A 14,515-nucleotide genomic window follows, 5' to 3' on the forward strand; every position below is an offset into this window, starting at 1 on the left:
GACCTCACGCCTCCGCGACGGCCACCGCCACGACGAGCGCCGAGTGCACCGCCGGCTCCGAGACCGCGAAGTACCGGCCGGACCCCTCGATCCACGCCTCCGTCGCGCCCCCGCGCGTGCGGAACCGCACCGGCTCGACGCTCGAGGTGCCGCGCCCGTCGGCCTTCGCGACCGCCTGGACGCGCAGGGCAGAGAGCACCCGCTCGGCCGTCGTCGCCCCGGACGCGACACGGTCGCGGACAGTGCGGGCGCGCATCGCGTCGATCCCCACATCACGGCCGGTCGCCAGCGCCGCCACCACCGCTCCGTCGCAGTGGGCGATGCTGATCCGCATCCGCTCGAGCGCCGGGTGCTCGCCCCCGAGCACGGGCCGACCGTGCGGCCCGGCGCACCGCTCACAGCGCGCGTCCACCGAGATCTCGAGCGGGTCGAGGCCCAGCGTCTCGGCCGCGAGCTCGCGCACCAGGACCCGGCCCAGGAGGAAACTGTCGCGCGCCTCGCGCCGCCCGGTGGCCTCGTAGCGGAGGCGCTCGGTGAGGGTCAGCAGGCGGAGCATCCGGTGCCGAGAGGAGTCGAGCACCTCGGGCCGCGCCCAGCGCAGCTGCACGACGTCGGTGGCGAGAAGAGGGAGTCCGGTCATGCCCCGGACGCTACGGCGCGCAGGCGACATCGGCGTGACGAGAGGGTGGCCGGAGGACGACGGGGAGCGCTCGACGGGACGGGACGCAGACCGCACCTCCCCTCCGCGGTTCAGCGACGAGAAGGTCCGCCGCCGGACGCTCGTGAGCCCGCCCTTCCTCCGTGCCGCCGGGGAGACGGAGGCCATCACGATCGCGGCCACCACCAGGTTGGCGGGCGGGATGCCGGTGACGGTGAGGACACCGAGCGCGGACGAGAGCCGGCCTGTCGGCGGAGCCGATACGACGGTCGAGCGGAGGCAGCGGAGGCTCCGGACGGGCCCACGTCGGGACGTTCCGGACGCCGGTCGTCGGCGGTCGCCTCGCTCGAGCCCGGGTCCGCAGGAGGGCTATCCCTGCCGACACCTGAGGAGAACCGCGATGATCGGAGGGCCATCAGGTGCCTTTCAGGACCCTGGCCGGGCCTTCGCCTTCAGGGGGACTCGGGTTAGTCTGTCGACGTTGACCTGGCGCAGAATGCGCGCAGGGCGGCGGCTCCGGCCGTCGCAGCGTCCCGGGGGAATCCCGAAGGAGAAGGTTTGGCGTCCGACAGAAGGACCACCGGTGGCGTGGTCAAGGCGATCGTGGGCTTCCTGGGCATGAGCGTCGTGGCCGGGCTCCTCGTGACCGCCACCGTGACCCCCGCAGTGGCCCTCGCGGGCGTCGCCGCGAACCAGTCCATCGGCGTATTCGATGGGCTCCCCGAGTACCTCGAGGTGGACAAGCTGTCCGAGAAGAGCAACATCTTCGCGACCGGCTCCGACGGATCACCGCAGCTGCTCGCCTCCTTCTACGTCGAGAACCGCGTCGAGGTGCCGCTCGACCAGATCGCGCAATCGGCCAAGGACGCTGCCGTCTCGGGTGAGGACCCGCGCTTCTACGACCACGGCGGAGTCGACCTCCCCGGCACGCTCCGCGCCGTCGCGCAGACCTACGTGCTCGGCAACGACGTGCAGGGCGGCTCCTCGATCACGCAGCAGTACGTCAAGAACGTGCTGGTCGAGAAGGCCGTGCGCAACATCTCGGACGAGAACGAGCGGGCCGCCGCCATCGAAGCGGCCACCCGCACCTCCCCCGAGCGCAAGCTCCGCGAGATGAAGTTCGCGATCGGCATCGAGAAGGAGTACACGAAAGACCAGATCCTCCAGGGCTACCTGAACATCGCGTTCTTCGGAGGCACCACCTACGGCATCGAGACCGCCGCGAACTACTACTACGGCACCAGCGCGGCGAACCTCACCATCGCCCAGGCGGCGAGCCTCGTGGCGATCGTCAACAACCCGTCCGCTCTGCGCATCGACCAGCCGGACGACCCCGACAACGGTGCCGCGAACGGCTACGCCCGCAACAAGGAGCGCCGCGACTACATCATCGGCAAGATGCTCGAGGAGGGGAAGATCTCGCAGGAGGACCACGACGCCTCTGTCGCGACTCCGATCGAGCCGCGGATCACCCAGCCCAGCACCGGCTGCTCGACCGCGGGCAACGCCGGCTTCTTCTGCGACTACGTCACCAACGTGCTCAAGAACAACGAGATCTTCGGCGCCGACGAGGACACCCGCTGGAGCAGCTTCCGCCGGGGCGGCCTCGACGTGTACACGACTCTCGACGTCGGCCTGCAGAACGCGGCGCAGAAGAACCTCGACGCGCAGGTGCCGCGCACCATGGCGAACTTCGACGTCGGAGGCGTCGTCGTCAGCGTCCAGCCCGGCTCCGGACGCGTGCTGTCGATGGCCCAGAACAAGACGTACTCGCAGGACCCGGACGTGCAGAAGTCCGACCCGACGGCGACGGGCATCAACTACAACACCGACCTGGACTACGGCGGCTCGTCCGGCTTCCAACCCGGATCGACGTACAAGATCTTCACCCTGATGGAGTGGCTCAAGGAGGGGCACAGCCTCAACGAGACCGTGGACGCGAGGGTCCGCTCCGACTGGGGCACCTTCAAGGACAGCTGCACCGCGGGCGGAACCTGGTCGCAGGCCGGCTGGTCGCCGAAGAACGACGAGGGCGGGAACGGTGGGAGCTGGACCGCGGCGTACAGCACCAAGCAGTCCGAGAACACCGGATTCGTTGCGATGGCGAAGAAGCTCGACCTCTGCGAGATCAAGGGCACGGCGGAGTCGTTCGGCGTGCACCGCGCGAACGGCGCGGAGCTCGGCGAGAACGGCTCGGCGGTCCTCGGGACCGAGGAGATCGCTCCGCTCAGCATGGCGACGGCCTTCGCCGGCATCGCCGCGGGCGGCACCGTCTGCGATCCGATCGCGATCGACAAGATCGTGGACTCCAGCGACGCATCACTGCCCGTCCCCGGAGCGGACTGCCGGCAGGCCATCGACCGCAACGTCGCCGCGACGGCAGCGGTCGCCCTCCAGTCGACGTTCGACGGCGGCACCACCTCGAAGAGCGCCACCGGCGACGGCACCCCGCTGATCGGCAAGACCGGCACGACCGATGACGCGATCGCTACGTGGATGAGCGGCGCCAGCACCAAGGTCGCGACCGTGGTCGGCATCGTCAACGTGAAGGGACACGTCAACCAGCGGCAGGTCTCGTTCCCGTCCGGCGACGTCGCGACCGCTCGGCACCGCATCTGGAAGCCCTACATGCAGGTGGCGAACGCGAAGTACGGCGGGGAGGCATTCCCCCAGGCCGACGATTCGCTGCAGGTCGTGCCCAAGACGACCATTCCGGACCTGAGGGGTCTCAGCATCGCGGACGCCAAGGGGAAGCTGGACGCGGCGGGGTTCGGCTTCGCACAGGGCGGCGCCGAGGCGGGAGACTCTCCGGCCGGCACCGTCACCCGCGTCGAGCCGTCCGGCTCCGCTGCGCCCGGTACAACGATCACCGTGTTCACCAGCTCCGGCAACCAGAAGACCGTCCCGACGGTGACCGGTCAGGGTCTCGACGCCGCGAAGAACGCCCTCGGTTCGGCGGGCTTCACGAAGATCGCGCTCTCGTGCGCGGAGGACCCGCGGGCTCCCGACGCCGGACAGGTGACGGCCCAGGAGCCGGCTGGCGGCTCCTCCGTCGCTCCCGATGCCACGCTCAGGGTGTCGATCGCCGCCAAGAAGTGCCCCTGATCCTCGGATCGCGAGAACGCGTCCGGCTCGTTCGAGCCGGACGCGTTCCTGGGCGGTCCGGTCTGGTGCGCCTGCCCCGCGTGCCGGAGCCGGCCTCGTGGCTCTCGACTACTGGCCCCTGCCGCGGATGGCCCCGACGATCGCGACCGTCGCGAAGTAGACGATGAGTGCGAGGACCCCGAACGAGGCGAGCGCCCCGCTCGCCTCGGCGTAGGGTCGGCGCTCGTCGGTCATGGTGCCGGGCATCACGATGTCCAGAGCGAACATCCCGACGGCCAACCCGAAGCAGACGAGACTCAGCACGAGCAGCGCCCGCACCGCCTTGCCCACCGGGTCGTAGTAGCGCGGGTTCGACATCGGGCCTCCGGTTCTCGTGCCTCGTGTCTATCCCGCCCGGGTCGCGGTGGCAACCCGCCCGCACGCCGAAACCCCCGGCTCCCCTCAGCGAGAGGCCGCTTCGACGCACTCCGGGGAGGAGCGTCGTCGGCGGGATCGCGCAGGGAGGGGAGCCGGGAGCCGGAGGGGGCTACGCCGCGAGCGGGAGCGGGGCGGCCGACGTCACCAGCAGTTCGCCGCCGACGGCGTCGACCCGCACGGCTCCTCCGTCGGCGACCTCGCCGCTGACGACGAGGTCGGCGATCCGGTCGTCGATCGAGCGCTGCACGAGCCGGCGGAGCGGCCGGGCACCGTACTGCGGCTCGTAGCCGTTCTCGGCGAGCCAGTCGACGGCCGCCTCCGTGACGTCGAGGGTGACCTCGCGGGGGGCGAGGCGGGTACGCGTGGCGTCGAGGACGATGCCGACGATCTCGCGCAGCTGCTCGCGACCGAGGCGACGGAACAGCACGATCTCGTCGATCCGGTTGAGGAACTCCGGACGCATCGCCTCACGGAGCCGGCCCATCACGCGATCGCGCAGGTCCTTCTCCGAGGCGAAGCCTCGGCCGACGCGTCGCTCTGGGCGACGAAGCCGAGCGCACCCGACCGCGAGGCCAGGAACTCCGAGCCCAGATTCGAGGTCATGATGACGACCGTGTTGCGGAAGTCGACCGTGCGGCCCTGGCCGTCGGTGAGGCGGCCGTCGTCGAGCACCTGGAGCAGCAGAGTGAACACGTCCGGGTGCGCCTTCTCGATCTCGTCGAAGAGGATCACCGAGTAGGGGTTCCGGCGCACGCGCTCGGTCAGCTGCCCGGCCTCGTCGTAGCCGACGTACCCGGGAGGGGCGCCGACCAGACGCGAGACGGTGTGCCGCTCGCCGAACTCGCTCATGTCGAAGCGGATCATCGCCTGCTCGTCGGCGAAGAGCGAGCCTGCGAGAGTGCGCGCGAGTTCGGTCTTGCCCACACCGGTGGGGCCGAGGAACAGGAATGAGCCGACGGGCCGGGAGGCGTCGCCGAGGCCGGTGCGGCTGCGGCGGACGGCGCGAGCGACGGCGGTGACGGCATCCTCCTGGCCGATGACCCGCTGGTGCAGTTCCGACTCGAGGTGCGCGAGGCGCTCTCGCTCCCCCTCCGTCAGCCGCGACACCGGGATGCCGGTGGCCCTGGCGACGACGGCCGCGATCTCGGTCTCGCCGACGACCGCCTCCGCGGGGGCACTGCTGCCGGTCGCCGCCTCGAGCTCGGTCTGCACGAGGGAGATCTCGTCGCGGATGCGCGAGGCCTCCTCGTAGTGCTCGGCCGAGACAGCCGCGTTCTTGTCGGCCTCCAGCGTCGCGAGGCGTTCGAGCAGCGCTCCGGCGTCGACGCCCGCACCCAGCTTCAGCCGCAGGCGCGCGCCCGCCTGGTCGATCAGGTCGATCGCCTTGTCCGGCAGCACGCGGTCGGTGAGGTACCGGGCCGAGAGCTCGACGGAGGCACGCAGGGCCGCGTCCGTGAAGTGCACGCGGTGGTGCTCCTCGTAGGCGGGGCGGAGGCCGTGCAGGATCGCGACCGCGTCCTCGATGCCGGGCTCGCCGACGCGCACCGGCTGGAAGCGGCGTTCGAGGGCCGGGTCCTTCTCGATGGTCCGGTACTCCTTGAGCGTGGTCGCGCCGACGAGGTGCAGCTCGCCGCGGGCCAGCCGGGGCTTGAGGATGTTGCCCGCATCCATGCCGCCCTCGCCGCCTCCGCCCGCACCGACGACGGTGTGGACCTCGTCGATGAAGACGATCAGCTCGCCGGCGTGCGCCGCGATCTCGTCCATGGTGCCGGTCAGGCGCTCCTCGAAGTCGCCGCGGTAGCGGGTGCCGGCCAGCATGCCGGGCAGGTCGAGCGAGACCACGCGCTTGCCGCGCAGCTGCTCGGGGACCTCCTCCGCCACGATCGCGCGGGCCAGGCCTTCGACGATCGCGGTCTTGCCGACTCCGGCCTCGCCGACCAGCACGGGGTTGTTCTTGGTGCGACGGCTGAGGATCTCGACGGTCTGCTCGATCTCGTCGGCGCGCCCGATCACCGGGTCGAGCCGGCCCTCGCGCGCGAGCGCGGTGAGATCGGTGCCGAACCTGTCGAGCATCGGGGTCTCGGAGGCGGGCTGTCCCGCCTCCTGCTGCTGCGGGGCCTCGGCCTCGCGGATGCCCTGGGTGAGGGCTTCGGCGGTGACACCGGCGCGGGCGAGGACCTGCCCGGCGGGGGCGTCCTGGCCGAGCACGAGCGCGAAGAAGAGGTGCTCGGGGTCGATGTAGGTCGAGCCGCTGGAACGGGCGACCTGGTAGGCGTGGAACAGCGCGCGCTGAGCGCTGGGGGTGATGGTCGCCGCATTCGGCGAGGCGTGCGTCTCGGCGGCCTGCGGGAGGCGCGCCTCCGTGGCGGTCGCGATGGCGCCCGGGTCGACGCCGATGCGGTGCACGGCCTGCGAGACGGCCTCGTCGTCGACGAGGACCCGCAACACATGCAGGGCGTCGAGTTCGGTCTGACCGCGCTCGAGGGCGAAACGCCCTGCGGACTGCAGGATGCTCTGGGTACGGGCGGTGAGGAAACGGCTGAGGTCGATCGACCGCGCCGCGCGGGCGCGCTCACCGTCGAGGTAGCGGGCGAGGAAGTCGTCGAACGAGCTCGCTCCGGCCTCGTTGAAATTGTCGGGCACCAGTCCTCCTGAGGAAGTTGAGTCGGTTACGCTCAAGTTCAACGCCGGGGTGCGTCTCCTATTCCCGCCCCTCCCCCGCGAGATGCCACTTGGGTACGCGACACGCCGCCGCGGGTGTACCGAAGTGGCATCTCGCGAGAAAGGGAAGAGGCACGGACCCGGGGTCCGTGCCTCTCTGCGCCGACGCGCATTCCTCCGGGGTGGGAGCTTCTAGGGGACGAGGTAGCCGGCCGCGCGGAACAGCTCATACCACTCCGGCCGGGTCAGCGGCAGGTCGGAGCCGAGGGCCGCGTCGCGCACGCGCTGCTCGTTCGTGGTGCCGAGCACGACCTGCATACCCGCCGGGTGGCGGGTGATCCAGGCGGTGGCCACGGCGATCGCGGGGACGTCGTACTGCACTGCGAGCCGGTCGATCACAGCGTTCAACCCGGGGTAGGCCGGGTTGCCGAGGAAGACGCCGGTGAAGAAGCCGGCCTGGAACGGCGACCACGCCTGCACGGTGATGTCGTTCAGGCGGCAGTAGTCGAGGATGCCGGCGTCGCGCATCACCGACTGGTCCTCGCCGACCATGTTGGACGCGACTCCCTGCGCGATCAGCGGCGCGTGCGTAATCGAGAGCTGCAGCTGGTTGGCCACGATCGGCTGGTTCAGCGACTTCTTCAACAGCTCGATCTGGTACGGCGTCTGGTTCGAGACTCCGAAGTGCTTCACCTTGCCGGCCGCGTGCAGCTCGTCGAAGGCGCGGGCGACCTCGTCCGGCTCGACGAGGGCGTCGGGCCGGTGCAGGAGGAGCACGTCGATGTAGTCGGTGCGCAGTGCCGTCAGCGAGCCCTCGACCGACGCGATCAGGTGCTCGTACGAGAAGTCGAAGTAGGGGCCGTCGGGGACGATGCCCGCCTTGGTCTGCAGGACGACCTGCTCGCGCTCGGACGAGGTGAGCGCCATCGCCTCGGCGAAGCGCTCCTCGCAGCGGTGCAGTTCGCCACCGTAGACATCGGCGTGGTCGAAGAAGTCGATGCCGGAGTCGCGCGCGGCGCCGACGAGGCTGCGGATCGCCTCGTCGCTCATCTCGGGGATGCGCATGAGGCCGAGGACGACGTTCGGGGCGTGGACACCGGAGGTGCCGAGAGTGACGTGCTTCACAGGAGTGCTCCTTCGTTGGATACCTCGTCCACGGTAGGCGGGGCGCCTGTGCCCCGTCCACCAGCGGGTGCGGGTGCGATTCATGCGGCGGAGTGGTCACTCGGGCGGTGTCGTCGACCAGCGACGGCGGTCACCGCCACACAGTCCTCATAACGAAGGCTGAGAGATGAGATCCGGCGAATTCCGAGGCTTCACTCCCTCTCAGCCTTGGTTGTGAGGACCTTGCCGCGCAGACAGGTCGGTGGAAGGCTGCCCGCATGACGATCGAGGTGCGGCCCGCCACCGACTTCGACGACCTGGCGACGATGAACGGCCCGAAGCGCCCCGACGCCAACTCGTGCTGGTGCCTCAGCTACCGCCTGCTCTCGTCGACCGAGAACAACGCACTCCGGGGGCCGGCCCGCGGCGAGCGGATGCGTGAACTCGTCACCGAGGACCCGCCTCCCGGCGTGCTCGCCTACGACGGTGACGACGTGGCCGGCTGGGCGGCCGTGCACCCCCGGGCCGACACGAGCTACGCGAAGAACCGGCGGATCCCGCACGTCGATGACCTGGACGTCTGGAGCGTCTGGTGCATCCGCGTCCGGCCCGGCTTCCGTAGGCGCGGTATCTCGCACGCCCTGCTCGCCGGCGCCGTCGACGTCGCGCGCGCCCACGGCGCCCCGGCGATCGAGGGCTACCCGGTCGACAACGGAGGCGCGAAGGTCGAGCAGACGATGGCCTACGTCGGCACCCGCGGGCTGTTCGAGCGGGCCGGTTTCTCGTGGGCGGCCGACACGACGTCCGTGCTGGCCGGGTTCCCGCGCGTCGTCATGCGGCTGCCGCTCGACTGACCTCCAGTGATATCACCTTGATATCATCGGCGCGTGCAGACCGACTCCCTCAACCCCGCAGCAGTGGTTCGTCGCGCTCGCGAGGACATCGGACTGTCGCAGGGAGCCCTGGCCCGGGCAGCGGGCCTTCAACAGTCCAACCTCGCCGCGATCGAGACCGGCGCGCGTCGAGCGGGTCCCGACCTGCTCGACCGCATCCTGCGGGCGGCGCGCCTACGGCCGTCTGTGGCTCTGGAGCTCCTCGCCGATCACGTGCGCGAACTCGCCCGCGAGTACGGGCTGCACGATGTCCGAGTGTTCGGTTCGACGGTCCGTGGTACCGATCACGAGCGCAGCGACGTCGATCTGCTCGTGACAGCCGACGTCGCGGTCGACTACTTCGGCCTCGCGGCGTTCCGCGGGCGGGCCGAGGAACTACTCGGCTTCCCGGTTGACGTCGTCGTCGACGACTCCGATGACGAGATCATCCGTGCGATCCGTCGGGAGGCGGTACCGCTGTGAACGGCTTCTCCGCCCGTCCGAGACGCAGCGACGACGACGGCGAGAAGACGCGACGCCTCATCGCCGAGGTCGATCGCCTCGCTTCCCGCTTGGCGCGAGCCGTCCGCGACGGCCGGGAGGCGTTCCTCACCGCGGAGTCGGACAGCCGCGACGTCGCCGCCCTCGCGCTGATCAACCTCGCCGACCTCGTGCATCGCGACCTGCCGCACGAGGTCGTGGCGACGCTTCCCTCGTCCGACGTGGCAGGCCTCCGCGCGACCAGGAACATCGCCGCACACAACTACGGCGCCCTCGACAGCGACCGCCTCTGGGCCACCGTTACCGGGCACGCCCCGCGGCTGCTCGCGACGATCAGGTCGGCACTCATGCGCGAGTGATCGCCCTACAGTTGCGAAAGGCCCCTCGCACCCGGGGTGGAGGGGCCTTTCGAAGCGGTTGAGATCCTAGAAGTCCCAGTCCTCGTCCTCGGTGTTCACGGCCTTGCCGATCACGTAGGAGGAGCCGGAGCCCGAGAAGAAGTCGTGGTTCTCGTCGGCGTTGGGCGAGAGGGCCGACAGGATCGCGGGGTTCACGTCGGTGACCTGCTTGGGGAACATCGGCTCGTAGCCGAGGTTCATCAGCGCCTTGTTGGCGTTGTAGTGCAGGAACTTCTTGACGTCCTCGGTCAGGCCGAGCTGGTCGTAAAGGTCCTGCGTGTACTGGGCCTCGTTGTCGTAGAGCTCGTAGAGCAGCGAGAACGTGTAGTCCTTGATCTCGTCGCGCTTGGCCTGGTCGACGCGCTCGAGCCCCTTCTGGAACTTGTAGCCGATGTAGTAGCCGTGCACGGCCTCGTCGCGGATGATGAGGCGCACCAGATCCGCGGTGTTGGTGAGCTTGGCCCGGGAGGACCAGTACATCGGCAGGTAGAAGCCCGAGTAGAAGAGGAACGACTCCAGCAGCGTGGAGGCGACCTTCCGCTTCAGGGGGTCGTCGCCGCGGTAGTAGTCCATCACGATGGACGCCTTCTTCTGCAGGTTCGGGTTCTCGACGGACCAGCGGAAGGCCTCGTCGATGTCCTGCGTGTTCGAGAGCGTCGAGAACACCGAGGAGTACGACTTGGCGTGCACCGACTCCATGAACGCGATGTTCGTGTAGACGGCCTCCTCGTGCGGAGTGATGGCGTCCGGGATGAGCGAGACCGCGCCGACCGTGCCCTGCACGGTGTCGAGCAGGGTGAGCCCCGTGAACACGCGCATGGTGAGCTGCTGCTCCTCGTGGGTCAGCGTGTTCCACGACTGGATGTCGTTGGAGAGCGGGACCTTCTCGGGCAGCCAGAAGTTGCTCGTGAGGCGGTTCCACACCTCGACGTCCTTGTCGTCCTGGATCCGGTTCCAGTTGATGGCCTGGACGGAGTCGACGAGCTTGAGCTTCTCGGGGGGAGTCATGATTCCTTCTCGCTGCTGCGGATGGGTCGAGCGGGTGGGTGACGTTGCGGGCTCTACAGCATGCACGAGACGCACTGGTCGAGCTCGGTGCCCTCGAGTGCCATCTGGCGGATGCGGATGTAGTAGATCGTCTTGATGCCCTTGCGCCAGGCGTAGATCTGCGCGCGGTTGATGTCGCGCGTGGTCGCGGTGTCCTTGAAGAACAGCGTCAGCGAGAGTCCCTGGTCGACGTGCTGCGTCGCCGCGGCGTAGGTGTCGATGATCTTCTCGTAGCCGATCTCGTACGCGTCCTGGTAGTACTCCAGGTTGTCGTTCGTCATGAACGGCGCCGGGTAGTAGACGCGGCCGAGCTTGCCCTCCTTGCGGATCTCGATCTTCGACGCGATCGGGTGGATCGACGACGTCGAGTTGTTGATGTACGAGATCGAGCCGGTCGGCGGGACGGCCTGCAGGTTCTGGTTGTAGATGCCGTGCTCCATGACCGAGGCCTTGAGCGCGCGCCAGTCGTCCTGGCTGGGGACGGCGATGCCGGCGCCCTCGAAGAGGCGGGCGACGCGCTCGGTGGCGGGAGCCCACTCCTTCTCGGTGTAGGTGTCGAAGAACTCGCCCGAGGCGTACTTCGAGTCGGCGAAGCCCTCGAAGGTGGTGCCGCGCTCGATCGAGAGGTTGTTGGAGGCGCGCAGGGCGTGGAACAGCACCGAGTAGAAGTAGATGTTGGTGAAGTCGATGCCCTCCTCGGATCCGTAGTGGATGCGCTCGCGGGCGAGGTAGCCGTGCAGGTTCATCTGGCCGAGGCCGATGGCGTGCGACTTGTCGTTGCCGTCCTCGATCGAGCGGACCGAGGTGATGTGCGACTGGTCGGACACCGAGGTGAGGCCGCGGATCGCGGTCTCGATGGTGCGACCGAAGTCGGGTGAGTCCATCGTCAGCGCGATGTTCAGCGAGCCGAGGTTGCAGGAGATGTCCTTGCCGATCTGCGCGTAGGAGAGGTCCTCGTTGTAGGTCGTCGGAGTGTTGACCTGGAGGATCTCGGAGCAGAGGTTGGACATGTTGATCCGACCCTTGATCGGGTTCGCCTGGTTCACCGTGTCTTCGAACACGATGTAGGGGTAGCCGGACTCGAACTGGATCTCGGCGATGGTCTGGAAGAACTCGCGTGCCGAGATCTTGGTCTTCTTGATGCGCGGGTCGTCGACCATCTCGCGGTACTTCTCCGAGATCGACAGGTCGCCGAAGGGGATGCCGTAGACGCGCTCGACGTCGTAGGGCGAGAAGAGGTACATGTCCTCGTTGTTCTTCGCGAGCTCGAACGTGATGTCGGGCACGACGACGCCGAGGGAGAGCGTCTTGATGCGGATCTTCTCGTCGGCGTTCTCGCGCTTGGTGTCGAGGAAGCGGAGGATGTCGGGGTGGTGCGCCGAGAGGTACACCGCTCCCGCTCCCTGGCGCGCACCGAGCTGGTTGGCGTAGCTGAAGCTGTCCTCGAGGAGCTTCATCACGGGGATGATGCCCGAGGACTGGTTCTCGATCTGCTTGATCGGGGCGCCGGCCTCGCGGATGTTGGAGAGCGAGAGGGCGACTCCCCCGCCGCGCTTGGAGAGCTGGAGGGCGGAGTTGATGCCGCGGGCGATCGACTCCATGTTGTCCTCGATGCGCAGCAGGAAGCACGAGACGAGCTCTCCGCGCTGGGCCTTGCCGGTGTTGAGGAAGGTGGGGGTCGCGGGCTGGAACCGGCCCGCGACGATCTCCTCCACCAGAGCGGTGGCGAGCTTCTCGTCGCCCTGGGCCAGGCCGAGGGCGGTCATCACGACGCGGTCCTCGAAGCGCTCGAGGTAGCGCTTCCCGTCGAACGTCTTCAGCGTGTATGAGGTGTAGTACTTGAAGGCGCCGAGGAAGGTCGCGAAGCGGAACTTCTTCGAGTAGGCGAGGTCGTTGAGCTGCTGGATGAACTCGAACGAGTACTGGTCGAGCACGGCCTGCTCGTAGTACTCCTTCTCGACGAGGTAGTCGAGGCGCTCCCTGAGCGTGTGGAAGAACACGGTGTTCTGGTTGACGTGCTGCAGGAAGAACTCGCGAGCGGCCTCGCGGTCCTTGTCGAACTGGATCTCTCCGTTCGGGCCGTAGAGGTTCAGCATCGCGTTGAGCGAGTGGTAGTCCATCTGAGCGGCGTCGCGGGGAGCGTCGATCACTGCTGCGTCCAAAACGTGTCCAATCCTTGGTCGACGGCGGTGACGTCGTCGGGTGTTCCGAATACTTCGAAGCGGTAGAGGTGCGGCACGGCGCACTTCGTCGCGATGATGTCGCCGGCGAGACAATAGGCCTCGCCGAAGTTCGTGTTGCCAGCGCCGATGACGCCGCGGAGCAGGGAGCGGTTGCGGGGCTGGTTGAGGAACCGGATGACCTGCTTGGGGACCGCTCCCCCGTCGTTGCCACCGCCGTAGGTGGGGAGCACGAGAACGTAGGGCTCATCGACGTGGAGGGTGTCGAGCGCTGCTCCGTCGCGCCGGGCATGGAGCGGGATGCGCTGCGCCGGCCGACCGAGCTTCTCGATGAACCGGTGCGTGTTCCCCGAACTGCTAGAGAAGTACACGAGCTCGCTCATCCCACCACCCCTCTCCTCCGCCGTCTGCCTGCTCCCGGCCACCTCTGGGGCGTCTGCGTGGCGAGCTGCAAGGCGGAGGAAGAAGCCGTAGCGGCGCTACGGCGCCTGACGACAACGCCGCAGATCGCCGCGCAGACGCCTCAGAGGGTCGCGATCTTGTCGGGGCGGAAGCCCGACCAGTGATCGTCGTCCGTGATGACGACCGGGGCCTGGAGGTAGCCGAGGGCCTTCACGGCCTCGAGGGCCTTCTCGTCGACCGAGAGGTCGAAGACCTCGTAGTCGATGCCCTTGCCGTCGAGGGCACGATAGGTCGCGGTGCACTGGACGCAGGAGGGCTTGGTGTAGACCGTCACGGCCATGGAATGTCGCCTTTCGGAAGGAGGTGTCCCGGGGCCGCTCCCGGCGTCGGCCCGACGTGCGGGCGGGGCGGGGGAGGCGGTCGTGGGGAGTTCGGGAGTGCCGGTGGGCCTCGCGGCTCGACCTGCTCAGCAATACTACATATAGGGGGGCACCTGGCATCAGCCCACTAGAGGTAGTAGTTACATCCGTGTAGTTATCCACCGGTTCCTCCCCCGTTCATCCACAGGCCGGAGCCCGCGGAGCCGCGGAAGGACGCGGATCCGGACGATCCATCCACAGCTGTGGAAAGCCGCGACCGGTTCCCTGGGTACAACGCGCCTCGGCGTGTCGGCATGCCCGACCGGTGGGGTCGGACGGGCGCACGGACCACGACATCGTGGCTTCGACGGTCGGCAGGGCGCATATGCGCACGGTATGCCCGACCACCGACATCGCGGTCGCGCCTCGGGCTGCCTGCTCAGCCGATGTCACGCTGACCAGAGCGCCAGCTCGCTCGCGACCGCGCGCAGATGCGTCAGCGGGTCGGCGAGGGCCGCGGAGGCGGAGCCCGCCGCCTCCGTCAGAGACACAGACCCGGCGAACGCCGTGGTCGGCGCCTGGATCGACCCCGCGACGAGCAGCGTCCGCGCGCCGGCCGCCTCCGCGAGCCGGAGGACGGCGGCCGGCACCTTTCCCGCGTCCGTCTGCGCGTCGAACCGCCCCTCCCCCGTGATGACGATGTCGGCTCCAGCCACGAGCACCGGCAGCCCGAGCGCCTCGCCGACCACCGCCGCACCGGGGACCAGCCGAGCGCCCAGGCGAGCAGCCCGAAGCCCGTTCCGCCCGCCGC

Annotated in this window: 12 protein-coding genes and 1 pseudogene; 4 read left to right on the plus strand and 9 right to left on the minus strand. The window is 68.8% G+C overall.

The annotated features are described in order from the left end of the window. Positions 1-4: 4 nt before the first annotated feature. Positions 5-640 (minus strand): 4'-phosphopantetheinyl transferase family protein, encoded by a 636-nt coding sequence (locus ACH61_RS10340; protein ID WP_068211846.1) that lies wholly within the window; start codon positions 638-640, stop codon positions 5-7. 606 nt (positions 641-1,246) lie between these two features. On the opposite strand from ACH61_RS10340, the gene ACH61_RS10345 reads away from it, so the two are divergent. Further along, positions 1,247-3,763, plus strand: coding sequence for a transglycosylase domain-containing protein (locus ACH61_RS10345; RefSeq protein ID WP_068211849.1), 2,517 nt, complete (start codon positions 1,247-1,249; stop codon positions 3,761-3,763). A 108-nt stretch (positions 3,764-3,871) separates the two neighbouring features. Here ACH61_RS10345 and ACH61_RS10350 read toward each other — a convergent pair whose 3' ends face one another. From ACH61_RS10350 to ACH61_RS10360, 3 genes and pseudogenes are all read right to left on the minus strand, one after another. Then, positions 3,872-4,120: a hypothetical protein gene (locus ACH61_RS10350; protein WP_068211851.1), complete on the minus strand. Its 249-nt coding sequence runs from the start codon at positions 4,118-4,120 to the stop codon at positions 3,872-3,874. A 169-nt stretch (positions 4,121-4,289) separates the two neighbouring features. Beyond that, positions 4,290-6,823 (minus strand): annotated as a pseudogene (locus ACH61_RS10355) (ATP-dependent Clp protease ATP-binding subunit). Between the two features lie 210 nt (positions 6,824-7,033). Next, a complete protein-coding gene (locus ACH61_RS10360) occupies positions 7,034-7,966 on the minus strand; it encodes an aldo/keto reductase (protein WP_068211853.1) in 933 nt (310 codons plus the stop codon). Positions 7,967-8,223: 257 nt separating this feature from the next. On the opposite strand from ACH61_RS10360, the gene ACH61_RS10365 reads away from it, so the two are divergent. The 3 genes from ACH61_RS10365 to ACH61_RS10375 are packed head-to-tail and all read left to right on the plus strand — an operon-like array spanning position 8,224 to position 9,677. Beyond that, positions 8,224-8,799: a GNAT family N-acetyltransferase gene (locus ACH61_RS10365; protein WP_068211855.1), complete on the plus strand. Its 576-nt coding sequence runs from the start codon at positions 8,224-8,226 to the stop codon at positions 8,797-8,799. 33 nt (positions 8,800-8,832) lie between these two features. Beyond that, complete coding sequence (locus ACH61_RS10370; RefSeq protein ID WP_068211857.1) at positions 8,833-9,300, plus strand: XRE family transcriptional regulator; 468 nt, start codon at positions 8,833-8,835, stop codon at positions 9,298-9,300. Beyond that, positions 9,297-9,677: a HepT-like ribonuclease domain-containing protein gene (locus ACH61_RS10375; RefSeq protein WP_068211860.1), complete on the plus strand. Its 381-nt coding sequence runs from the start codon at positions 9,297-9,299 to the stop codon at positions 9,675-9,677. The genes ACH61_RS10370 and ACH61_RS10375 overlap by 4 nt, the downstream gene beginning before the upstream one ends. A gap of 66 nt (positions 9,678-9,743) precedes the next feature. Here the strand turns inward: ACH61_RS10375 and nrdF are convergent, their stop codons facing one another. From nrdF to ACH61_RS10400, 5 genes are all read right to left on the minus strand, one after another. Then, positions 9,744-10,724 (minus strand): class 1b ribonucleoside-diphosphate reductase subunit beta, encoded by a 981-nt coding sequence (gene nrdF, locus ACH61_RS10380; RefSeq protein ID WP_068211862.1) that lies wholly within the window; start codon positions 10,722-10,724, stop codon positions 9,744-9,746. Between the two features lie 53 nt (positions 10,725-10,777). Beyond that, complete coding sequence (gene nrdE / locus ACH61_RS10385; RefSeq protein ID WP_068211866.1) at positions 10,778-12,883, minus strand: class 1b ribonucleoside-diphosphate reductase subunit alpha; 2,106 nt, start codon at positions 12,881-12,883, stop codon at positions 10,778-10,780. Positions 12,884-12,909: 26 nt separating this feature from the next. Further along, positions 12,910-13,326 carry a class Ib ribonucleoside-diphosphate reductase assembly flavoprotein NrdI gene (nrdI, locus tag ACH61_RS10390; protein WP_068211863.1) on the minus strand — a complete coding sequence of 139 codons (417 nt, stop codon included), beginning with the start codon at positions 13,324-13,326 and terminating at the stop codon, positions 12,910-12,912. A gap of 140 nt (positions 13,327-13,466) precedes the next feature. Continuing rightward, positions 13,467-13,685, minus strand: coding sequence for a glutaredoxin-like protein NrdH (gene nrdH / locus ACH61_RS10395; RefSeq protein ID WP_068211864.1), 219 nt, complete (start codon positions 13,683-13,685; stop codon positions 13,467-13,469). Positions 13,686-14,153: 468 nt separating this feature from the next. Continuing rightward, on the minus strand, positions 14,154-14,515 hold a 362-nt coding region (locus tag ACH61_RS10400; RefSeq protein ID WP_236713637.1), incomplete at its 5' end, for a glycerate kinase.

The organism is Rathayibacter tanaceti, from assembly GCF_001634385.1.
GTDB lineage: Bacteria > Actinomycetota > Actinomycetes > Actinomycetales > Microbacteriaceae > Rathayibacter > Rathayibacter tanaceti.